The 21,636-nt window shown below is 71.5% G+C and carries 17 protein-coding genes; 10 read left to right on the forward strand and 7 right to left on the reverse strand.

Features of this window, described 5'->3' with window-relative positions:
* Nucleotides 1-44 precede the first annotated feature (44 nt).
* The 7 genes from M3147_RS03395 to M3147_RS03425 all read right to left on the reverse strand — a co-directional run bounded on the left by M3147_RS03395 (nt 45) and on the right by M3147_RS03425 (nt 5,278).
* The gene (locus M3147_RS03395; protein WP_251202042.1) at nt 45-638 is read right to left on the reverse strand and encodes an energy-coupling factor transporter transmembrane component T family protein; all 594 of its coding nucleotides are present in this window, start codon (nt 636-638) and stop codon (nt 45-47) included.
* Nucleotides 635-1,360: an energy-coupling factor ABC transporter ATP-binding protein gene (locus M3147_RS03400; protein ID WP_251202043.1), complete on the reverse strand. Its 726-nt coding sequence runs from the start codon at nt 1,358-1,360 to the stop codon at nt 635-637. Before M3147_RS03400 ends, M3147_RS03395 begins: the two co-directional genes overlap by 4 nt.
* Complete coding sequence (locus M3147_RS03405) at nt 1,357-2,481, reverse strand: thiolase family protein (RefSeq protein ID WP_251202044.1); 1,125 nt, start codon at nt 2,479-2,481, stop codon at nt 1,357-1,359. Before M3147_RS03405 ends, M3147_RS03400 begins: the two co-directional genes overlap by 4 nt.
* Nucleotides 2,478-3,701 carry an AMP-binding enzyme gene (locus tag M3147_RS03410; RefSeq protein WP_251202045.1) on the reverse strand — a complete coding sequence of 408 codons (1,224 nt, stop codon included), beginning with the start codon at nt 3,699-3,701 and terminating at the stop codon, nt 2,478-2,480. Before M3147_RS03410 ends, M3147_RS03405 begins: the two co-directional genes overlap by 4 nt.
* Nucleotides 3,698-4,372 carry a biotin transporter BioY gene (locus M3147_RS03415; protein ID WP_251202046.1) on the reverse strand — a complete coding sequence of 225 codons (675 nt, stop codon included), beginning with the start codon at nt 4,370-4,372 and terminating at the stop codon, nt 3,698-3,700. Before M3147_RS03415 ends, M3147_RS03410 begins: the two co-directional genes overlap by 4 nt.
* Nucleotides 4,373-4,505: 133 nt before the next feature.
* Nucleotides 4,506-5,000: a hypothetical protein gene (locus M3147_RS03420; protein WP_251202047.1), complete on the reverse strand. Its 495-nt coding sequence runs from the start codon at nt 4,998-5,000 to the stop codon at nt 4,506-4,508.
* Nucleotides 5,001-5,092: 92 nt separating this feature from the next.
* Nucleotides 5,093-5,278: a hypothetical protein gene (locus tag M3147_RS03425; protein WP_189084681.1), complete on the reverse strand. Its 186-nt coding sequence runs from the start codon at nt 5,276-5,278 to the stop codon at nt 5,093-5,095.
* A 163-nt stretch (nt 5,279-5,441) separates the two neighbouring features.
* On the opposite strand from M3147_RS03425, the gene M3147_RS03430 reads away from it, so the two are divergent.
* The 10 genes from M3147_RS03430 to M3147_RS03475 all read left to right on the forward strand — a co-directional run bounded on the left by M3147_RS03430 (nt 5,442) and on the right by M3147_RS03475 (nt 21,628).
* Complete coding sequence (locus M3147_RS03430; protein WP_251202048.1) at nt 5,442-6,047, forward strand: TetR/AcrR family transcriptional regulator; 606 nt, start codon at nt 5,442-5,444, stop codon at nt 6,045-6,047.
* A gap of 13 nt (nt 6,048-6,060) precedes the next feature.
* Nucleotides 6,061-9,006, forward strand: a complete 2,946-nt coding sequence (locus M3147_RS03435; protein ID WP_251202049.1) for an MMPL family transporter — start codon at nt 6,061-6,063, stop codon at nt 9,004-9,006.
* A complete protein-coding gene (locus M3147_RS03440) occupies nt 9,003-10,961 on the forward strand; it encodes a YhgE/Pip family protein (protein ID WP_251202050.1) in 1,959 nt (652 codons plus the stop codon). The genes M3147_RS03435 and M3147_RS03440 overlap by 4 nt, the downstream gene beginning before the upstream one ends.
* A 321-nt stretch (nt 10,962-11,282) precedes the next feature.
* Entirely contained in the window at nt 11,283-13,523 is a 2,241-nt protein-coding gene (locus M3147_RS03445; protein ID WP_251202051.1) for a bifunctional alpha,alpha-trehalose-phosphate synthase (UDP-forming)/trehalose-phosphatase, read from the forward strand.
* A 15-nt stretch (nt 13,524-13,538) separates the two neighbouring features.
* Complete coding sequence (gene ilvD / locus M3147_RS03450) at nt 13,539-15,233, forward strand: dihydroxy-acid dehydratase (protein WP_251202052.1); 1,695 nt, start codon at nt 13,539-13,541, stop codon at nt 15,231-15,233.
* 44 nt (nt 15,234-15,277) lie between these two features.
* Nucleotides 15,278-17,080, forward strand: coding sequence for an acetolactate synthase large subunit (locus M3147_RS03455; protein WP_251202053.1), 1,803 nt, complete (start codon nt 15,278-15,280; stop codon nt 17,078-17,080).
* Between the two features lie 2 nt (nt 17,081-17,082).
* Entirely contained in the window at nt 17,083-17,592 is a 510-nt protein-coding gene (gene ilvN / locus M3147_RS03460) for an acetolactate synthase small subunit (RefSeq protein ID WP_189084689.1), read from the forward strand.
* A gap of 92 nt (nt 17,593-17,684) precedes the next feature.
* Entirely contained in the window at nt 17,685-18,713 is a 1,029-nt protein-coding gene (ilvC, locus tag M3147_RS03465) for a ketol-acid reductoisomerase (RefSeq protein ID WP_251202054.1), read from the forward strand.
* Nucleotides 18,714-18,912: 199 nt separating this feature from the next.
* A complete protein-coding gene (locus M3147_RS03470; RefSeq protein ID WP_251202055.1) occupies nt 18,913-20,226 on the forward strand; it encodes an alpha-L-fucosidase in 1,314 nt (437 codons plus the stop codon).
* 151 nt (nt 20,227-20,377) lie between these two features.
* On the forward strand, nt 20,378-21,628 hold the full coding sequence (locus M3147_RS03475) for an ABC transporter substrate-binding protein (protein WP_251202056.1): 1,251 nt from the start codon (nt 20,378-20,380) through the stop codon (nt 21,626-21,628).
* Nucleotides 21,629-21,636: the final 8 nt, after the last annotated feature.

The raw sequence follows: 21,636 nt of genomic DNA on the forward strand, positions 1-21,636 counted from the left end.
GCCCCGCGTCACCGGCAGGGGCTTGACGGGTGCCGGCCGGTGCGTCAGTCGTCGAGGCCGCGGGCGACGAGCGCCTCGCCGAGGTGATCGGCGGTGCGCAGCGCGCGCACGATCACGGGCACGGCGACCGCGCGGATCGAGCCTTCCGCGCCGCGAGCCCGGCGGGCGTCGAGCACCTCCGCGACGATCTCACCGAGGAGCGGGATGGCGCGGATCGCGAGGGCGAGGGCGAGTCCGACCCGGTCCGGGTCGATCCACCGCCGGAACGGTCGGAGCAGTCGCTGGGCCGCGTCGAGCGTCTCGGTCACCGGCGTCGTCAGCGAGTAGACCCCGGCGAGGACGACCGCGAGCAGCAGCCGCAGGGCGACCGTGACGGCGAGCTCCCAGCCCGCGAGGAGCAGTTGGATCGGCACGGCGATCGCGAGCAGCCAGAGCAGCGGCACGAGCTGGCGCCAGAGGAGGCGCAGCGGCACCCGGGCGAGGGCGACGATCCCGGCGACCACGAGGCACGCGCCCGCGAGCACGAGCACCGAGTGCTGCAGCGCGATGGCCGTGACGAGCGCCGCGAGCAGCCCGAGCTTCAGGAGCGCCGGAGTGCGGTGCACGAGCGAGTCGCCCGGGTGGAAGACGCCGATCATGGGGCGGTCCGCTCCGATGCGGAATCATCCGCGTCGTCGTCGGCGTCGATGAGGGCGCGGTACCGGGGGAGCGCCACCGCGGGGACATCGTCGCAGACGACCCGGCCGTGCTCCATGACGATGATCCGATCGAAGTCGTCGAGGAGTTCCAGCTGGTGGCTCACGACGACGAGCTGCTCGTCGAGTCCGGCGAGGTGGCGTGCGACGCGGCGCGCGTTCCTCGCGTCGAGGAGCGTGGTCGGCTCGTCGGCGACGAGGATCGCGGGATGGCCGACGAGCACGCTCGCGAGCGCGAGGAGCTGCTTCTGCCCGCCGGAGAGCCGGTGCGCGGGGCGCTCGGCGAGCTCGGTCAGCCCGAAGCGGGCGAGCGCGGCATCCACCCGTTCGTTCGCCTCGGCCGGGGCGAGCCGGTGGCGGCGCAGGGTGAAGGCGACGTCCTCCCGCACCGTCGGCATGACGATCTGGGTGTCGGCGTTCGTGAACACGAAGCCCACGCGGCGGCGCACCTCGCGGCCCTGCTTCGCCACGTCGAGCCCGTCGACGAGCACGCGCCCGGCGTCGGGTTCGACGAGCCCGTTGATCATGCGCGCCAGCGTGGACTTGCCGGAGCCGTTGGCGCCGACGATCCCGATCCGGTGCTCGACGAGCTCGAGGGAGACGTCGTCGACGACCCGCCGTCCGTCGAAGCTGCGGCTCACCCGCTCGAACACGATCGCGCTCATGCGATCCGCTCCACGATCATCGCCACGCCCTGGCCGCCGCCGATGGAGCACGCCGCGAGGGCGGGCCGATCGTCGTCGTCGGCGAGCAGACGGGCGGCGAGCCGCACGACGAGCACGGCCCCGGAGGCGCCCCAGGGGTGCCCGAGCGCGATCGCACCGCCGTCCGCGCCGATCGCCTCCTCGTCGAGCCCGAGCTCGTCGCTCACGGCCAGCAGCTGCGCGGCGAAGGCCTCGGTGATCTCGACCGCCCCGAGCGCGCTCGGGGCAAGGCCCGCGCGGTCGAGCGCGATGCTCGCGGCGTATGCGGCCCCGAGGCCGGGCAGCGCGGGGTCGGATGCCGCGACCGCCGCCGCCCGGACCCGCAAGGCGGGCAGGCCCAGCTCGCGGGCGATCTCGGGCGTCGTCACGGCCATCGCGGCAGCGCCGTCGGAGAAGCCGCAGGAGTTGCCCGCGGTCACGCTGCCGTCGTCGCGCGCGGTGAACGCGGGCGCGAAGCGCGCGAGCACCGCCTGGGTCATCCGGGCGCTCGGCCGCTCGTCGGCCGTCACCTCGCCGATCGGAACGAGTTCGGCATCGAATCGCCCCGCGGCGCGCGCCGCGACGGCTCGCTCGTGGGAGCGCGCAGCCCACGCGTCCTGGCGACCCCGGTCGATGCCGCGGAGCGCCGCCACCTGCTCGGCCGCCGGACCCATGTCGGGGTCGGGGAATCCAGCCGGGGCGAATGGCGCCCGGGTGAACCGGGTGCCGTCCGGCCAGCTGCGGTGCGGGGCGGTCGAAGCCGATTCGGCGCCACCGGCGAGCACGAGCCGGGCGTCACCCGCCCGCACCCGGGACGCGGCCTGCAGCACCGCGTCGAGTCCCGAGCCGCACTGGCGGTCGACGGTGACCCCGGGCACGTCGTGACCGAGGCCGGCGCGGAGTGCGGAGACGCGGGCGAGGTCGCCGCCGGGGCCCATGCAGTTGCCGAGGATCACGTCGTCGATCGCCCGGCCGGCGGGCTCGACGAGGCGTGCCACCTCGGCGAGCACGGGTGCGGCGAGCTCGTCGACGGTGCGCGTCGCGAGACTGCGCCCGGAAGTGCCGATGGGCGTCCGCCGGGCAGCGACGATGACCGCGGTCATGCGCCGCGCTCCGGGAGGTCGATGCGCGGGTATACGCCCGAACCGAGTGCGTCCGCCACTGCGCCGCGGGCCGGCTTGCCGGAGTCGGTGAGCGGCAGCGACGCGGCGTGGTGCCACCGTCGAGGTCGCCAGGCGGCGGGCAGGTCGCGGGCACGGGCGAGGGCCGGCGCCGGGTCGGCGCCCTCGGCGAGCTCGACGACCGCGACGAGGCGCTGGCCGAGCAGGCCGTCGGGTTCGCCGAGGACGACGGCGGCGCGAACACCGGCGAGCTCGACGAGGCGCCGTTCGACGTCCTCGGCGAGCACGGTCTCACCGGCGACGGTGACGGCGGCGTCGCCGCGCCCGAGCACCCGCAACCGCGGCGCCTCCGAACGGTCGCCGCGCGCGACCGGCTCGGCGAGATCGCCGACGGTGGCGAAGCCGGACGCGTCGCGGCGGAGCATCCCGCCGCCGAGCACGTCGAGGGCGAGGTACGGCGAGCGGGCCCAGAGCTCGCGTCCGGCGGCGGCGGGCCGCAGCTCGACCTCCACGCCGGGGAACGCGTGCATCCCGGCGCCGTCACCGATGAGCACGAAGGAGAGCTCGGCCGCGCCGTAGTACTGCACCAGCCGTACGCCCCGCTCCGCCGCGCGTGCGCGCAGCCCGTCGCCGGGGGCCGCGCCGGCCACGACGGCGGTGGCCGGCACCGCCGTGCGATCGAGGAGCCGGGCGAGCTTCGTCGGCGTCGCGTGAACGACCGAGGCGGCGGTCGGCTCGTCGCTCGCCGTGCCGCCGAGGTGCAGGGCGTGCAGCGCTGCGTACAGGTGCATCGAGACGTGCATCGGCCCCGTGATGAGCACGACGGCTCCGCGGGCGGCGCCGCTCGCCTCGGCGAGCGGAGCCGAGGAGGCGAGCCACGAGGCGGCGGTGCGCGCGACGATCCGGGGTCGTCCGGCCGCGCCGCTCGACCCGGAGGTGGTCAGGGCGAGCTCGGTCGCACTCGGCAGCGGTTCGTCCGGCCGGGTGTCGGTGCCTACGAGCACCGGTCGACCGCGCTCCAGCCCCGCGAGCACGGAGACGATCGCGTCGACCGGATGCGTGCCGACCGGGACGAGGAGCGGTGCGCCGTCGGCCGGGAGATCGAGCGCTGTGACCGCCCGGCCGAGGGCGCGGTAGTCGAGCGTCCGGCCCCCGAGTGCGAGCGCGACGCGATCGTCCGGTCCGCCGAGCCAGCCGCTCATGCGGTGCCGTCGACCGAGCCCGCTGCCGAGCGGCGGCGCCACGGCCACGGCTTCGGTTCGATGAGACCCGGCCACGCGCGGTGCACGCCCTTCGCGACGAGCACGGTCGCGACGACCTTGATCGCGTCGCCGATGAGGAACACCACGGACCCCGCGGCGGCGAGGCCGATGGGGGTGGAGGTCACCAGGGCGAAGACGGGGATGCCGACCGCGTAGACCGCGACGATGCCGCCGAGCGCCGTCCAGAGCAGGGCCGGCACGAGCCGGTAGCGGGGGAGGAGTCGTGCCGTCGCGCAGCCGATCACGGCGGCGCCGAGCAGCCACCCGAGCAGGTAGCCGACCGACGGGCCGACGAAGACGCCCAGGCCGCCGCGCCCGCCGGAGAGCAGAGGCAGTCCGGCCGCGACGAGGGCGATGAACAGCAGGACGGCGAGGGAGCCCTTGCGTGCGCCGAGGATCGCGCCGGCCAGCATGACGCCGAGCGTCTGCAGGGTGATCGGCACGCCCTCCGGGCCGAGCGGGATGGCCCCCGGAACCCCGAGGGCGGCGATGAGGGCGGCGAACACGGCGATCTGCGCGAGGTCCCTCGCGGTCGTGCGGCGGCGGGGGGCGGGCGGCGCGGTCTCGGCGGTGGTGTCCTGCGCGGATCCGGTGCTCGGTGCGGTGCTCATCTGCTGCGTCCCTCTCGCGGAGTCGTCGGGCGGGTTCGCCCGCTTCTCACGCTAGAAGCGCGGGACGACGGCGCGCGCGGATCGCCGTACAAGAATCCGCTCGGGAATTTGGACGCCCGAGGCCGGAGTGCCGTCAGGCGGCGCGAGCGTGCTGCGGTGCCTGGACGGCGGATGCCTGGACGGCGGATGCCTCGACCTCGCCGGACGCCACCGCCTCGTCGGCTACCTGGGTCGCGGCGGCCGCCTCGGCCGTCTCGACGTTGGCGACATGAGCGCCGAGCGGCTCGGCCCAGACCACGAGGGGAGCCGGTTCCCAGTCGAGCGCGAGCTGCTGCTCGCCCTCGGGGACGACGACGGCGACGTTCTCACGCTCGTCGAGGATGCTGCGCGTGAGCTCGGCGGCGATCTGATGGGTCACGATCGCGTGGAAGATCCGGTCGGAATCCGCGTCGGTGCGACGGACGAGCGTCCACTCCCCGGAGGAGCCGATGAACTCGGAGAGCTTGCCGTGCAGCAGCTCGAAGATGTGCTCGCCGCGGAGCTCCGCCGCGGAGGGGCGGGGCGCCGGCGCGGCGACGTGCTCCGAGGCTTCGGCGGTGAGCCTCGCGCGGCGCCAGCGGCGGAACATCATGGAACCCTCTCGATCGCGTGCAGTGCCTCAAGTCTCAGGCACCGACGCGCCATCGCGCGGGGGACACGCCGCAGAGCGGCAGGCGGAGCCTACTCCAGTTCTTCGCGCTTCGTCTCGTCGGCGACCGTGCCGATGGCGACGGCGAGGCTCGCGGCCCAGGCGATCCACATCATGAGCAGCCGCCAGTCGCGCGGGCCGGACATGGTCGCCTTGACGACGCCGATGCCGCTGATGGCGGCACTCAGCACGGCTCCGCTGAAGAGGTACTTGCGCATGCCGCAACGCTACCCGGCCGAGCGCGTCCACGTCGCCCCCTTGACGGGATCCGCGCGGTGGGGCATCCGCCAGACGGTCCTGGAGGTGAACGGGCGCTGGGAGTCGACCGAGAATCTGACCGATCGGACAGAGTCTGACCGATCGGTCAGCTACCGTCGAAGTATGCCCACCGACGCCACCCTCCCCGCGCGCCCCCGCGCCGGCGACGAGCTGCGCCAGGCCGCGCTCGAACAGTTCGCCACCGCAGGATTCGCCGCGACCTCGCTGCAGCAGATCGCCGACCACGCCGGGTACTCGAAGTCGAGTGTGCTCTACCACTACACCTCGAAGGAGGCCCTGCTCGAGGCGGCCGTCACGCCCGCCATCGACCAGCTCGAAGTGCTCGTCGCGGAGTTCGCCGAGGGCCGCCGTTCCGATGCGGCCCGAGGGGCGTTCATCGGCCGCTTCGTCGACCTTCTGCTCGGCGAGCGGCTCGCCGTGCACCTCTTCGTGAGCCAGGGACACTCCCTGCGCGGCATCCCGGCGATCGAACGCGGCAACGCCGCGATCCGCATCCTCGCCGACGCGATCTGCACGGGTGCCTCGCTCGCCGAGCAGATGCGCTTCGGCGTCGCGCTGGCCGGAGCGACCTACGCGCTCGTCGCGGACGCCACCTTCTTCGACGATGACGAGATGACCCAGCTCGTCACCTCCTACTCCGACGAGGACGTGCGCACCGCGCTCGTCGACGTCCTCACCGAACTGCTGATCCCGGCCGCCGGCCGCTGACCTGGAAGACACCATGGCACTCCTCCTGCACCGCATCGGCCGCTTCGCCTACCGTCGCGGCTGGCTCGTCATCGTCACCTGGGTGCTCGCGCTCGGCGCGTTCCTCGGCGCCGGCATCGGGCTCGGCGGTCAGCTCCAGGAATCGTTCGCGATCCCCGGCACCGAGTCGCAGTCGGCGATCGACCAGCTCGCCGCGGTCTTCCCGCAGACGGCCGGCGCGTCGGCCCGCGCGGTCGTGGAGGCGCCCGACGGCGCCTCGGTCGAAGACGCGCCCTACCGCCACGCGATCGACGAGATGTCGAGCGAGCTCGCCGACATCGACGGCGTCGCGAGCGTGCTCGGCCCCTTCGACGAGTACGCCGGCGACCAGGTCTCCGACGACGCGCGCACCGCGATCATCCAGGTGCAGTTCGACGGCCCCAGCACCGACGTCACCCAGGGCCAGCTCGACGCCGTGACCGCCACGAAGGACCTCGCCACGGAGGCCGGCATGGAGGTCGCCTTCGGCGGCGAGGTGTTCCAGGACACGAGCTTCGGCCTCACCGTGACCGAGGCGCTCGGCGTGCTGTTCGCGGGCGTCGTGCTGTTCATCACCTTCGGTTCGCTGCTCGCCGCCGGCATGCCGCTCCTCACCGCCCTCGTCGGCGTCGGCCTCGCCTTCGGCGGCATCTCGATCGTCGCCGCCGTCACCCCCGTCTCGAGCACCGCGCCGATGCTGGCCGTCATGATCGGCCTGGCCGTCGGCATCGACTACGCGCTGTTCATCCTCTCCAGGCACCGAACGCAGCTCGCCCGCGGCCAAGACCCCGAGGAGAGCGCCGCCGAGGCGGTCGCCACGGCGGGCGGCGCGGTCGTGTTCGCGGGCCTCACCGTCATCATCGCCCTCCTCGGCCTGCTCGTCGTCGGCATCCCGTTCCTCAGCGTCATGGGCGTCGGCGCCGCCTTCGCGGTGCTCATCGCCGTCGTCGGCGCGGTGACCCTCCTGCCGGCCCTCCTCGGCGTGCTCGGCAAGCGGCTCGTGCCGAAGCCCGGCAGTCGCGCGCACCGGCGCGCCAACGCCGACGACGACGGCGGCAAGAAGCCCCTCGGCCGACGCTGGGTCGACACGGTGCTGAAGGCCCCCATCGCGTTCGTCGTCGTGATCGTCGGCCTCCTCGGTGCCGCGTCGGTGCCGGCGCTGAGCCTCGACCTGAACCTACCGAGCGCGGCGACCGACCCGGTCGGCTCGAGCTCGCGCGAGGCGTACGACCTCATCTCCGACGGCTTCGGCCCCGGCTACAACGGCCCGCTCATCGTGACCGTCGACATCACCCAGACGACCGACATCTTCGACGACCTCGACGCCATCGGCGCGCGCATCGGCGCCCTCGACGACGTCGCCTACGTCGGCGACGGCATGCCGAACCCGACGGTCGATACGGCGATCATCCAGGTCATCCCGGAGAGCGCGCCCGACGACCCGGCCACGAAGCAGCTCGTGGAGTCGATCCGCGAGCTCGAACCCGGCATCCAGGCCGACTTCGGCACGCCCATCGCGGTGACCGGGTACACCGCCGTCTCGATCGATATCTCGCAGCGCCTGAGCGACGCGCTCGTGCCGTTCGCCCTCATCGTCGTCGGACTCTCGATCGTGCTGCTGCTCATCGTGTTCCGCTCCGTCTTCGTGCCGGTGAAGGCGGCGCTCGGCTTCCTGCTCTCCGCGTTCGGCGCGATCGGCGTCACGGTCGCGGTGTTCCAATGGGGCTGGTTCGCCGACCTCCTGCACATCGAGCCGGGTCCGATCCTGAGCTTCCTGCCGATCCTCTTGATGGCGGTGCTCTTCGGCTTGGCCATGGACTACGAGGTGTTCCTCGTGTCCGGCATGCGCGAGGAGTTCGTGCGCTCGCAGCGGCAGACCCCCGGCGGCCGGCCTCGCGAGGCGATCGTGCACGGATTCCAGCACGCCGCCCGCGTGGTCACCGCTGCCGCGCTCATCATGTTCTTCGTCTTCTTCGCCTTCGTGCCGGAAGGATCGGGCCCGATCAAGGGCATCGCGTTCGCGCTCGCGATCGGCGTCGCCTTCGACGCCTTCCTGGTTCGGATGACGCTCGTGCCCGCCGCGATGGCGCTCGCCGGACGCGGGGCGTGGTGGTTGCCGAAGTGGCTCGGGCGGGTGCTGCCCGACGTCGACATCGAGGGCGAGGGACTCCGCGCCCACCTCGACCAGGAGGAGTGGGCGAGCGCTCGCCCGGCGGCGGTGCTCGCGGAACGCGCCGTGTTCGGCCTGCCCGAGCGCACCATCGGCCCCGTCGACCTCCAGGTGCCGGAGCACGGTGCGCTGCTCGTGCGCGGATCGGCCGTCGACCGCCGAGTGGTCGTCGCGACGCTCGCCGCGCGCCTCGCCCCGGTGTCCGGTCGGCTCGCGGTGCTCGGCCGACCGCTGCCAGGCTCCGGCGGCGAAGTCCTCCGTCGCGTCGCCATCGCCGAGCTCTCGGCCGATCAGGCGCTCGACGGCGGCACGGTCGGCGAGCTCATCGCCCGTCGACTCGACGCCACCCGCCCGTGGTACCGGCTCGCTCCGGCCTCGCGGACGGCATCGGAGTGGTCGCGCAAGGCCGCGCTCGCGATCGGCGAGCGCTTCGACGCGGACACCCCGCTCGAATCGCTCGGGGCCGTCGCGCGCGCCGTCGTCGCGACCGCCGCCGCACTCGCCGAACGACCGAACGCGGTCGCCATCGACCTCGACGAGGCGCCCGGTGCCGCGACCGCCGAACTTTGGGACGCCCTCGCCGTGCTCGTGCCCGCCGACGTCGCCCTCATCGTCGGCATCGGTCGCTCCGCCCAGGGGCCGGCCGCCGGCAGCCTCTTCGCCGCGCGCGGCGTCGAGACGATCGATCTCGCGGCCCTCCCGGCTCTCCCGGCTCTCCCGGCCGAACCTGATTCCCCCGTTTCCCCCGACCACCAGGAGGCCCTGCGATGAGCGGCCGACTCTCCCGTCTCTTCGGCACCACCCCGGCCCAGCGCCGGCTCCGCTACGGCGCGCTGCTCGCCGCCGTCGTCGCCGTCCCGCTCGCCGTCGCGGGCCTCGTCTCCGGCGCGGTCGCGGGCGGCAGCGACCAGCTCGAGCAGATCCCGGCGATCGTCGTGAACGATGACGAGATGGTCACGACCACCGACGCCGACGGCGCCGAGCAGCAGGTGCTCGCCGGCCGGCTGCTCGTCACCGAGCTCACCGGCGGCGAGGCGAGCGGCTTCGACTGGACCATCTCGAACGACGAGGAGGCCGCGAAGAAGCTCGCCGACGGCGAGGCCTACGCGGTGCTCACCATCCCGTCCGACTTCTCCGCCTCGGTCACCTCGCTCTCGGGCTCGAACCCGACGAAGGCGAACCTCGAGATCCGCACCGACGACGCGCACTCCTACCTCGCCGGCTCCGTCGTGCAGTCCGTCGGCGACGCCATGACCGCCGCCTTCGGGCGCACGCTCACGCAGCAATACCTCGAAGGGCTCTACGCGGGTCTCGCCGACTTCGGCGGCTCGCTCGACCAGGCGGCCGACGGCGCCTCGGAGCTCGCCTCCGGTGCCGGCTCGCTCTCGACGGGCGTGGGCCAGCTCTCGACCGGCGTCGCGTCGGCGGCGTCCGGAGCCTCGGATGCCGCGAGCGGAGCCTCGCAGTACGCGGACGGCGTGCGGCAGTACACGGACGGTGTGGCGCAGTACACGGGCGGCGTCGATGGCGTCGCGGGCGGGCTCGGCGAGCTCGCCGCGAAGACGACCGGACTCGGTCAGCTCGGAACCGGGGTCGGCGGGTACGTCGGCGCGGTGAACACCTACTCGGCGCAGTTGGCCGACGTGACCGCGCGGATCCTGGCGAACACGGACCCGGCGGCGATTCCCGGGCTCTACACCGAGCTCGCCAAGGTGAGCGGCACGATGAGCGCCGTCGCGGCGGGGGGTGAGCCCCTCGCGGCGGGTACCGCCGGACTCGGAGCGCTCGAGAGCGGTATCGCCCAGGCGGCGTCGGGTGCGCAGCAGCTGGCGGCGAGTTCCTCCGGTATCCGCGACGGTGGGACGCAGCTGGTCGACGGCGCCTCCGGTCTCGCGTCCGGCGTGGGCGAGCTGGCCGGCGGCCTCGACCAGCTCTCGAGCGGCGCCTCCAGCGCCGCCAACGGGGCCGGCGAGCTCGCGAGCGGAGCGACCCAGTTCGCGAACGGCCTCGCGGATGGCGCGGAGCAGGCGGGCGCACTCACGAACGTCGACGGCAAGGAGATGTCGGACGTCGTCTCGCAGCCGGTCACGGTCGACACCGCACGCGACCACGAGATCGCCTCCACCGGTGAGGCGGTCGGCATGTGGTTCGCCCCGATCGGCCTCTGGGTCGGTGCGCTCGCCATGTTCCTCGTGTTCCGTCCGTTCGGGCGCGAAGCGCTGCGGAGCACCGCATCGACCGGCGGGCTCCTCTGGCGGGCGCTCGCCCGAGCCGGGCTCGTCGCGCTCGGCCAGGCCGTCGCCGTCGTTGGGCTGCTGCACCTCGCCCTCGGCGTCTCCTGGTCGCTGCTGCCGCAGACCCTCGCCTTCTCCGCGCTCGCGGCGCTCGCCTTCACGGCGGTGCACGCGTGGCTCATGACCTGGCTCGGACGCGGCGGCATGATCATCTCGCTCATCCTGGTGACACTGCAGCTCACCGCGACGGGCGGTCTCGTCCCGATCGAGGCGCTGAGCGGCCCGTACCAGACGATCAGCCCGTTCCTTCCGCTCACCTGGGCGGTGCAGGGCATGCAGCTCATCGTCTCCGGCGCCGGGGGAGCGGGAGTGGCCGGAGCCGCGGGGGTGCTCGCGCTGTTCGCCCTGATCGGGGTCGTCGGCACCGGTATCGTCGTCGGGCGCCGCCGCGGTCTGCGGTCGATCGGCTTCGCGTCCGCCGCGCTCGGCTGAGCGGTGTTGGTTCGCTGAGCGTGTCGAAGCGGGTGGCGTTCCCTTCGACGAGGTGTTGGTTCGCTGAGCTTGTCGAAGCGGGTGGCGTTCCCTTCGACGGGGTGTTGGTTCGCTGAGCTTGTCGAAGCGGGTGGCGTTCCCTTCGACGGGCTCAGGGAACCAACCCTTAGACGGGCTCCCTTCGACGAGCTCAGGGAACCATCCCTTCGACGGGCTCCCTTCGACGGGCTCAGGGAACCAGCGGCCGAGCGCAAGCCCCCCGCGGGCGCTGAGCGGCGGCTGTTAGCCTGGGCGTGAGCCCGAGGAGGGATCTCCATCACCATGCCGGACGCCCAGACACCCAACGCCGCCCGCGGTGTATCCGCCTCCTACGAGATGATCGTCGTGTCGAACCGGCTCCCGGTCGACTACGTCGAGTCCGCTGACGGAACGCCGGGCTGGCGCAGTTCGCCCGGCGGGCTCGTCACCGCCCTCGAGCCGGTGATGCGCGCAGAGGACGGCGCCTGGATCGGCTGGACCGGCGTCGCCGACCGGGAGTTCGAGCCCTTCGCCCACGACGGCATCGAGATCATCCCCGTGCCGCTCACCGCGGACGAGCTCGAGGACTACTACGAGGGCTTCTCGAACGACACCCTCTGGCCGCTCTACCACGACGTCATCGCCCCGCCGTCGTTCCACCGCGAGTGGTGGGACGCCTACGTCCGGGTCAACCGTCGCTTCGCCGACGCCGCGATCGAGGCTGCCGCGGAGGGCGCCGTCGTGTGGGTGCACGACTATCAGCTTCAGCTCGTGCCGAAGATGCTCCGCGAAGCGCGTCCCGATCTCGTGATCGGCTTCTTCAACCACATTCCGTTCCCCGCATACGGCATCTACTCGCAGCTGCCCTGGCGTCGTCAGGTCATCGAGGGGCTGCTGGGGGCCGATGTCGTCGGCTTCCAGCGGGCGGCGGATGCCGGCAACTTCACCCGCGCGGTGCGCCGGCTCTTCGGCTATGCGACGCGGGGATCGATCATCGAGGTGCCGGAGGACGACGGCGAGCTGCGCCGCGTCGTCGCCCGGCACTTCCCGATCTCGATCGACGCCGCGGGCTTCGAGGAGATCGCCCGCCGGCCCGAGGTGCAGGAGCGCGCCGCCGAGATCCGTCGCAATCTGGGCGATCCCGACACGATCATGCTCGGCGTCGACCGGCTCGACTACACGAAGGGCATCCGGCACCGGATGAAGGCCTTCGGCGAGCTGCTGCGCGACGGCCGTCTGTCCGTCGAGGACGCGACGCTCGTGCAGGTGGCGAGCCCGTCCCGCGAGCGCGTCGAGACCTACCGGCAGCTCCGCGACGAGATCGAGCTCATGGTCGGCCGCCTGAACGGCGATCACGGCGAGCTCGGCCATCCCGCCATCTCCTATCTCCACCACGGCTACCCGCGCGAGGAGATGGTCGCCCTCTACCTCGCCGCCGACGTCATGCTCGTGACCGCGCTCCGCGACGGGATGAACCTCGTGGCGAAGGAGTACGTGGCCTGCCGCTTCGACGACGACGGCGTGCTGCTGCTCAGCGAGTTCACCGGGGCATCCGACGAGCTCCGGCAGGCGGTGCTCGTGAACCCGCACGACATCGAGGGCCTGAAGGACGCGATGATCGCGGCCGCGGAGATGCCGAAGAGCGAGCGCACCCGGCGCATGCGGGCGCTGCGCCGTCGCGTGCAGTCGAACGACGTGGCGAACTGGTCGGCCACGTTCCTCGAGGCGCTCACCGGTGCGGGCAAGATCCCCGCCGGGGTGCAGGAAGCGCTCATGGCGGCGGTCTCCCGACTCGCGCAGACCGAGCGTCTGCTCGTCGCACTCGACTTCGACGGTACCCTGGCGCCGCTCGTCGACCGGCCAGAAGACGCACGAGCCACCGCCCGGGCACGGGAGGCCGTCGAGCGGCTCGTCGCGAGCGACGACACGAGGGTCGCGATCGTGTCGGGGCGCGCGCTCGAGAGCCTGCGCGAGGTCGCCGACCCGCCCGAGGGCGTCCTGCTGAGCGGGTCCCACGGCGTCGAGCTGCAACTCGACGACGGGGGAGTGACGATCGAGCTGCGCGATGTCGAGCACGCCCGCCTCGCTCGCCTGACGGAGCTGCTGGAAGATGCCGCCTCCGAGGCCGACGGCGCGTGGGTCGAGCACAAGCCCGCGGGCGTTGCGCTGCACACCCGGAAGCTGCCGGTCGCGGTCGGCGCCGCCCTGCAGCACGCCGCGCGGGAGCGCATCGAGGACGAGCTGCCCGGCATCACCGTCCGCACCGGCAAGTCCGTCATCGAGTTCGCGGTGCGCTCGAGCGACAAGGGCGAGTCGCTCACCCGGGTGCGCCAGTACCTCGGCTCCACGGCCGTGCTCTATGTCGGCGACGACGTCACCGACGAGGACGCCTTCGCCGCCCTCGACGTCGACGATGTGGGTGTGAAGGTCGGCCAGGGCAAGTCGCTCGCCGGGTACCGGCTGCGCGGGCCGGAGGACGTCGCACTGCTGCTGGAGGCCCTCGCGGAGGCGCGGGAGGCGGCGCGCGAACACACCTCGCGCTAGCCATAGACTCGATGCATGTCGGAGTTCGATCCCAAACCGCGTAGCCGCACCGTCACCGACGGCATCGAAGCCATGACCAGCCGGGGCATGCTCCGGGCCGTGGGCATGGGGGATGCAGACTGGGACAAGCCCCAGATCGGCATCGCGAGCTCCTGGAACGAGATCACCCCCTGCAACCTCTCGCTGGGCCGCCTCGCGCAGGCCGCGAAAGAGGGCGTGCACTCGGGCGGTGGCTACCCGCTGCAGTTCGGCACCGTCTCCGTCTCCGACGGCATCTCCATGGGCCACGAGGGCATGCACTTCTCGCTCGTCTCCCGCGAGGTCATCGCCGACTCGGTCGAGGTCGTCATGGAGGCCGAGCGCCTCGACGGCTCCGTGCTGCTCGCCGGCTGCGACAAGTCGATCCCGGGCATGCTGATGGCGGCCGCGCGGCTCGATCTCGCCTCGGTCTTCCTCTACGCCGGCTCGATCGCGCCCGGCTGGGTGCGCCTGTCCGACGGCACCGAGAAGGACATCACGATCATCGACTCCTTCGAGGCGGTCGGCGCGGTGAAGGCCGGCACGATGAGCGCGGCCGACGCGAAGCGCATCGAGTGCGCCTTCGCGCCGGGCGAGGGTGCCTGCGGCGGCATGTACACGGCGAACACGATGGCCTCGGTGGCCGAGGCGCTCGGCCTGTCGCTGCCGGGCTCGGCGTCGCCGGCCTCGGCCGACCGCCGCCGCGACTACTACGCGCACCGTTCCGGCGAGGCGGTCGTCAACCTGCTGAAGCACGGCATCACCGCGCGCCAGATCCTCACGAAGAAGGCGTTCGAGAACGCGATCGCGGTCGGCATGGCGCTCGGCGGCTCGACGAACATCGTGCTGCACCTGCTCGCGATCGCCCGCGAGGCCGAGGTCGACCTGACGCTCGAGGACTTCAACCGCATCGGCTCGAAGGTGCCGCACATCGGCGACCTGAAGCCCTTCGGCAAGTACGTGATGAACGACGTCGACCGTCGCGGCGGTGTCCCGGTGCTCATGAAGGCACTGCTCGAGGCCGGGCTGCTGCACGGCGACGTGCTCACCGTCACCGGCAAGACCATGGCCGAGAACCTCGCCGAGATGGACCTGCCGCCGCTCGACGGCGAGGTGCTGCACACCCTCGACGACCCGATCCACGAGACCGGCGGACTCACGATCCTGCACGGCTCACTCGCGCCCGAGGGCGCGGTCGTCAAGACGGCCGGCTTCGACGCGGCCGTGTTCGAGGGGCCCGCCCGGGTGTTCGAGCGCGAGCGCGGTGCCATGGACGCGCTGACGAACGGCGAGATCAAGCACGGCGACGTCGTCGTCATCCGCTACGAGGGCCCCAAGGGCGGTCCCGGTATGCGGGAGATGCTGGCCATCACCGCGGCCATCAAGGGCGCGGGGCTCGGCAAAGATGTACTACTCTTGACGGACGGTCGATTCTCAGGCGGCACAACCGGCCTGTGCATCGGCCATCTGGCACCCGAAGCAGTCGACGCAGGTCCGATTGCCTTGGTGCGCGATGGTGATCTGATTCGGGTCGATATCGCGGCCCGGTCCATCGACCTACTGGTCGACGAGGCCGAGCTGGCCGCCCGCCGTGAAGGCTGGGCGCCGCTTCCTCCGCGCTACACCCGAGGCGTTCTCGCGAAGTACTCCAAGCTCGTGCGCTCCGCTGCCGAAGGCGCGACCACTGGCTGAGTGCTGCGCTCATTCGCACACCCGTTCACCCAGATAGGAATCGCATGCCCACGGAATCCCACCCCGTGCCGTCGCCTGCCCCAGCACCGCCGGGCGCGCCCGAGATCATCACGGGCGCCGAAGCGGTCGTCCGCTCGCTGGAGAATCTCGGCATCACCGACGTGTTCGGTCTGCCCGGCGGCGCCATCCTCCCCGTCTACGACCCGCTGTTCGAGAGCCGGAAGCTCCGGCACATCCTCGTCCGGCACGAGCAGGGCGCCGGCCACGCCGCCCAGGGCTACGCGTCCTCGTCCGGCAAGCTCGGCGTCGCGATCGCGACCTCGGGCCCCGGCGCGACGAACCTCGTGACGGCGATCGCCGACGCCCACATGGACTCGGTGCCGCTGCTCGCGATCACCGGTCAGGTCTTCTCGAACCTGATGGGCACCGACGCGTTCCAGGAGGCCGACATCGTCGGCATCACCATGCCGATCACGAAGCACTCCTTCCTCGTGAAGCGTGCCGAGGAGATCCCGGCGACGATCGCGGCCGCGTACCACATCGCCACGACCGGCCGCCCGGGCCCCGTGCTCGTCGACATCACGAAGGACGCGCAGCAGAACACCTTCGCGTTCCGCTGGCCGCCGAAGGTCGACCTGCCGGGCTACCGACCGATCACCAAGGCCCACGGCAAGCAGGTGCTCGCGGCCGCGCAGCTCATCGCCGAGGCCGAGCGCCCGGTGCTGTACGTCGGCGGCGGGGTCATCCGCTCCGGCGCCTCCGCCGAGCTCCTCGAGCTCGCCGAGGCGACGAAGACCCCCGTCGTGACCACCCTGATGGCCCGCGGCGCCTTCCCCGACTCCCACTCGCAGCACCTCGGCATGCCCGGCATGCACGGCACGGTGCCCGCGGTGCTCGCGTTGCAGGAGGCCGACCTCGTCGTCTCGCTCGGCGCGCGCTTCGACGACCGGGTGACCGGCAAGGCGGCACTCTTCGCCCCGAACGCGAAGGTCGTGCACGTCGACATCGACCCGGCCGAGATCTCGAAGATCCGCACGGCCGACGTGCCGATCGTGGGCGACCTGAAGGACGTGCTCGTCGACCTCCTCGCGGCCTACCGCGACGTGGCCGCGCGCGGCACGGCCGACACCGCCGAGTGGTGGGCGACGCTCGACGGGCTCCGCAACGAGTACCCGCTCGGCTTCGCACCCACCTCCGACGGACTGCTGTCGCCGCAGTTCGTGATCCAGCGCATCGGCGAGCTCACCGGACCCGAGGCGGTCTACGCCGCGGGCGTCGGCCAGCACCAGATGTGGGCCGCGCAGTTCATCAAGTACGAGCGCCCGAACGCCTGGCTGAACTCGGGCGGCGCGGGCACGATGGGCTATGCGGTGCCGGCGGCGATGGGGGCCAAGGTCGCCCAGCCCGACCGCCACGTGTGGGCGATCGACGGCGACGGCTGCTTCCAGATGACGAATCAGGAGCTCGCCACGTGCACCCTGAACGACATCCCGATCAAGGTCGCGATCATCAACAACTCCTCGCTCGGCATGGTGCGCCAGTGGCAGACGCTGTTCTACGACGGCCGCTACTCGAACACCGACTTGAACACCGGGCACGACTCGGTGCGGGTGCCCGACTTCGTGAAGCTCGCCGAGGCGTACGGTGCACTCGGCATCCGCGTCACGAAGGAGGAGGAGGTCGACGAGGCGATCAAGCTCGCGCTCGAGACGAACGACCGCCCGGTCGTGATCGACTTCGTCGTCTCCGCCGACGCCATGGTGTGGCCGATGGTGCCGCAGGGTGTCTCCAACAGCTACATCCAGTACGCCCGCGATCACTCGCCGGCCTTCAGCGAGGAGGACTGACCATGTCGACCCACGTGCTCTCCCTCCTCGTCGAGGACAAGCCGGGCCTCTTGACCCGAGTGGCGGGGCTGTTCGCCCGTCGCGGCTTCAACATCGAGTCCCTCGCGGTGGGCCACTCCGAGATCGACGGGCTGTCCCGCATCACGGTCGTGGTCGACGTCGAGGAGCTGCCGCTCGAGCAGGTCACGAAGCAGCTGAACAAGCTGATCAACGTGATCAAGATCGTCGAGCTCGACCCGGCCCAGTCGGTGCAGCGCGAGCACCTGCTGATCAAGGTGCGCGTCGACAACACGACCCGCTCGCAGGTGCTCGAGGCGGTGAACCTCTTCCGCGCCCGCGTCGTCGACGTGTCGACCGATGCGCTCGTGATCGAGGTCACGGGCGACTCGGGCAAGACCCAGGCGCTGCTCAAGGTGCTCGAGCCTTACGGCATCAAGGAGATCGCCCAGTCGGGCCTCCTCGCGATCGGCCGCGGCGGCAAGTCCATCACCGAACGCGTCTTCAAGAACTAGCACTCCGCTCCCTGAGCTTGTCGAGGGGAGCACGGACCCCGTGGTCCCCTTCGACAAGCTCAGGGGGCCACACCAAAGGAGAAGGAACAGCAATGGCTGAGATGTACTACGACCAGGACGCGGATCTCTCGATCGTCCAGGGCAAGAAGGTCGCCGTCATCGGCTACGGCTCGCAGGGGCACGCGCACGCGCAGAACCTCCGCGACTCGGGCGTCGAGGTCGTCATCGGCCTGAAGGACGGCTCGAAGTCGATCGCCAAGGCCCAGGAGGCGGGCTTCGAGGTGAAGAACGTCGCCGACGCCGCCGCGTGGGCCGACGTCATCGTCATCCTCGCGCCGGACCAGTACCAGCGTCACATCTACGCCGAGTCGGTGAAGGACAACCTGAAGACGGGCGACGCGCTCGTCTTCGGCCACGGCTTCAACATCCGCTTCGGCTACATCGAGGCGCCCGAGGGCGTCGACGTGATCCTCGTCGCCCCGAAGGCTCCGGGCCACACCGTGCGTCGCGAGTTCGTCGCCGGCCGAGGCATCCCGGACATCATCGCGGTGGAGCAGGACGCCACGGGCACCGCCTGGGACCTCGCGAAGTCGTACGCGAAGGCGATCGGCGGCACGCGCGCCGGCGTCATCAAGACGACCTTCACCGAGGAGACCGAGACCGACCTGTTCGGCGAGCAGGCCGTGCTCTGCGGCGGTACCTCGCAGCTCGTGCAGTACGGCTTCGAGACGCTCGTCGAGGCCGGCTACCAGCCGGAGATCGCCTACTTCGAGGTGCTCCACGAGCTGAAGCTCATCGTCGACCTGATGTGGGAGGGCGGCATCGCCAAGCAGCGCTGGTCGGTCTCCGACACGGCCGAGTACGGCGACTACGTCTCCGGCCCGCGCGTCATCGACTCCTCGGTCAAGGAGCGCATGAAGGAGGTCCTCGGCGACATCCAGAACGGCGCGTTCGCGGAGCGCTTCATCGCCGACCAGGACAACGGCCAGAAGGAGTTCCTCGAGCTCCGCGCCAAGGGCGAGCAGCACCCGATCGAGACGACCGGCCGCGAGCTGCGCAAGCTCTTCGCCTGGAACTCCTCGGACGACGACGACTACGTCGACGGCGAGGTCGCGCGCTGATCCGGCGCTGACCCGCGGGGGCCGCAGAGCTCCCACAGGCATGAACGGCCCGTCCCGGTTCTCCGGGGCGGGCCGTTCCGCGTGCCGGGGAGGCCGGTTCAGCGCGGGCGGGACGCGGCGGATCCGGTGGATCGGCTCCATCTCGAAACATCCGATGTTCCGTGACAGGATGGACGGCGATCGCGGACGGAAGGACGAGATGACCCCGGATTGGTTCACCGAGGCCCGCTTCGGCCTCTTCGTGCACTTCGGCGCCTACAGTGTGGCGGCCCGGCACGAATGGGTGCAGAACTACGAACGGCTGAGCGACGAGGAGTACCGGGAGTACGTCGAGTTCTTCGACCCCGACCGCTTCGACGCGCGCGAGCTCGCCCGCACCGCGAAGGCCGCCGGCGCGGGTTACGTCGTGCTCACGACGAAGCACCACGACGGGTTCGCGCTCTGGGACTCGAAGCTCAGTGACTTCACCTCGATGCGCAGCTGCGGGCGGGACCTCGTGCGCGAGACCGTCGACGCACTCCGCGAGGCGGGGCTCCGAGTGGGGCTCTACTACTCGCTCATCGACTGGCATCACCCCGATTTCGCGGTCGACTGGAATCATCCCCTCCGCGACGACCCGGCGGGTGCCGCGCTGAACGAGGGGCGGGACATGGCACGCTACCGGGCGTTCCTGCACGGCCAGGTCGAGGAGCTGCTCACCGGCTACGGCCCGATCGACTCGCTGTTCTTCGACTTCACCTATCCGGAGACGAAGCAGGGCTGGGCGGGCAAGTCCGCCGCCGACTGGGATGCCGAGCGCCTCCTCGCCCGCTGTCGTGAGCTGCAGCCCGGCATCCTCGTGAACGATCGCCTGGGCATCGAGGGGGACTTCGTGACCCCGGAGCAGTATCAGCCGACGAGCCCGATCCTGCGCGACGGTCGCCCGGTGCGCTGGGAGGCCTGCCAGACGACGAACGGCTCGTGGGGCTATCACCGCGACAACGAGGAGTACAAGAGCGCTGCGCTCCTGCTGCGCATGCTCGTCGACTCCGTCTCGATGGACGGCAACATGCTGCTGAACATCGGGCCGGACGGCCGAGGCGCCATCGCGCCGCGCGACCGCGCGGTCCTCGACGGCATCGGCGAGTGGATGGCCCTGCACGAGCGCGCCGTGGTCGGCGCCGGGCACGCGGAGTTCCTCCCGCCGCGGGAGGGCGTCTACACGCGCCGCGGAGATCGGCTGTATCTGCACCTCTTCACCTGGCCGCTCGGCTACGTGCACCTGCCCGGGCTCGCCGGTCGAGTGCGGCACGCCCGTCTGCTGCATGACGGCTCGTGGCTCCGGCGGAGCGTCACCGACCCGGGCCAGGAGGCGCTGCTGACGCAGCCGGCCGGGCAGGCGGACGGCACGCTGACGCTCACGTTGCCGGTACGCCGCCCCGAGATCGCCGTGCCGGTGATCGAGCTCGTGCTCGACGACGGCGGTGATGGCGGCAATGCCGGGGAGCGTCCCCCGAACGCGGGCTTTGCGTGAGGCATCCGATGTTTGCGCATTCAAACATCGGATGAAAGTTGGCAAATCGCTGATTCCAGTGACATGATTGCACTCGCACCACCGGAGTTCTCGGACTTCGCCCGAGCAAACACCGGATGAATAACGTCCATTGCCTAGGAGGCGACATTCAATGAAGAAGATCCACGTCGGCGCGGTCGCGGCCGCCGCCGCCGCGGCCCTCGTCATGACGGGCTGCAGCACCGGCGGGGGCGACGCGTCGTCCGACACCGTCGTCATCGACATGTGGGCCGGCAGCCAGTCCGACACGGACGCGCTGAACGCCCAGCTCGAGATCGCGCGCAAGCAGAACCCCGACCTCAAGATCGAACTGCGCACCGCGCCGTGGGGCGACTTCTTCACGAAGCTCACCACGAACATGGCTTCGGGCAACATGGCCTGCGTCACCGGAATGAACTCGGGCATGCTCTCGAGCTACACCGACGGCTTCCTCGAGCTGAGCGACGCCGACCTCAAGACCGCCGGAATCGACCTCGCCGACTTCTCGGCCGGCGCCGACGAGATCCTGAGCAACAAGGGCACCATGTACGGCGTCCCCTTCGACATCGCCACGATGCTCGTCTACTACAACGCCGACCTCCTCGACGCGGCCGGCGTCGCGCACCCCGAGGCCGGCTGGACCTTCGACGATTTCGAGGCCACCGCCAAGGCGGCCACGAAGGACGGCAAGTACGGCTTCGCCGTCGGCATGGGCGACTTCCAGTGGCAAGCGCTGCCGATCGCGAAGGCGGGCCAGCAGCCCGTCGAGCAGGACGGCACCCTCGCCCTCACCGACCCGGCCTTCGTCGACGCGGCGAGCTGGTACTCGGGCCTCGTCACCGAGGAGAAGGTCGCGGCGCCCGTCGCGAGCGCTTCCGACACCGGATGGGGCGAGAACCAGTACACCGGCCAGAACGCCGCGATGGCGGTCGACGGCACCTGGAACGCGGTCAGCTACCTGAACAACGACGCCGGCTTCACCGCGGGCATGACGACGCTCCCGAGCGGTGAGAACGGTTCGCTCGGCCTCATCCTCGGCTCGGGCTTCGGCATCGCGAAGAGCTGCAAGAACCCGGACGCCGCGCTCAAGGTGCTCGGCTCCATGCTGAGCCCCGAGGCGCAGGACTACATCGCCTCCTCCGGCCGCAGCTACCCGGCGCGCACCGCCTCGCAGCCGCTCTACTTCGAGTCGATCGACGAGCAGTTCCGCCCGCAGGTCGAGGAGGTCTTCACCAAGGCCTTCGAAGAGGTCCAGGGCCAGTACGTCAGCGACAACTGGTCGAAGGTCGGCACCTACATCCAGCCGCAGCTCGTGAGCGTCTACAACGGTCAGGAGAGCATGGAGAACGTGCTCGAGAGCGCGCAGCAGCAGTTCGGCAAGTAACAGGAACC

The sequence above is a fragment of the Agromyces mediolanus genome (genome assembly GCF_023715325.1).
In the GTDB taxonomy this organism is placed as follows: Bacteria; Actinomycetota; Actinomycetes; order Actinomycetales; family Microbacteriaceae; genus Agromyces; species Agromyces mediolanus_A.

Coding starts and splice junctions, on each gene's coding strand:
- ilvN (WP_189084689.1), top strand. CDS start 17,083: ATGTCGACCCACGTGCTCTCCCTCCTCGTCGAGGACAAGCCGGGCCTC.
- M3147_RS03405 (WP_251202044.1), bottom strand. CDS start 2,481: ATGACCGCGGTCATCGTCGCTGCCCGGCGGACGCCCATCGGCACTTCC.
- M3147_RS03445 (WP_251202051.1), top strand. CDS start 11,283: ATGCCGGACGCCCAGACACCCAACGCCGCCCGCGGTGTATCCGCCTCC.
- M3147_RS03430 (WP_251202048.1), top strand. CDS start 5,442: ATGCCCACCGACGCCACCCTCCCCGCGCGCCCCCGCGCCGGCGACGAG.
- ilvD (WP_251202052.1), top strand. CDS start 13,539: ATGTCGGAGTTCGATCCCAAACCGCGTAGCCGCACCGTCACCGACGGC.
- M3147_RS03425 (WP_189084681.1), bottom strand. CDS start 5,278: ATGCGCAAGTACCTCTTCAGCGGAGCCGTGCTGAGTGCCGCCATCAGC.
- M3147_RS03470 (WP_251202055.1), top strand. CDS start 18,913: ATGACCCCGGATTGGTTCACCGAGGCCCGCTTCGGCCTCTTCGTGCAC.
- ilvC (WP_251202054.1), top strand. CDS start 17,685: ATGGCTGAGATGTACTACGACCAGGACGCGGATCTCTCGATCGTCCAG.
- M3147_RS03415 (WP_251202046.1), bottom strand. CDS start 4,372: ATGAGCACCGCACCGAGCACCGGATCCGCGCAGGACACCACCGCCGAG.
- M3147_RS03475 (WP_251202056.1), top strand. CDS start 20,378: ATGAAGAAGATCCACGTCGGCGCGGTCGCGGCCGCCGCCGCCGCGGCC.
- M3147_RS03455 (WP_251202053.1), top strand. CDS start 15,278: ATGCCCACGGAATCCCACCCCGTGCCGTCGCCTGCCCCAGCACCGCCG.
- M3147_RS03440 (WP_251202050.1), top strand. CDS start 9,003: ATGAGCGGCCGACTCTCCCGTCTCTTCGGCACCACCCCGGCCCAGCGC.
- M3147_RS03410 (WP_251202045.1), bottom strand. CDS start 3,701: ATGAGCGGCTGGCTCGGCGGACCGGACGATCGCGTCGCGCTCGCACTC.
- M3147_RS03400 (WP_251202043.1), bottom strand. CDS start 1,360: ATGAGCGCGATCGTGTTCGAGCGGGTGAGCCGCAGCTTCGACGGACGG.
- M3147_RS03435 (WP_251202049.1), top strand. CDS start 6,061: ATGGCACTCCTCCTGCACCGCATCGGCCGCTTCGCCTACCGTCGCGGC.
- M3147_RS03395 (WP_251202042.1), bottom strand. CDS start 638: ATGATCGGCGTCTTCCACCCGGGCGACTCGCTCGTGCACCGCACTCCG.
- M3147_RS03420 (WP_251202047.1), bottom strand. CDS start 5,000: ATGTTCCGCCGCTGGCGCCGCGCGAGGCTCACCGCCGAAGCCTCGGAG.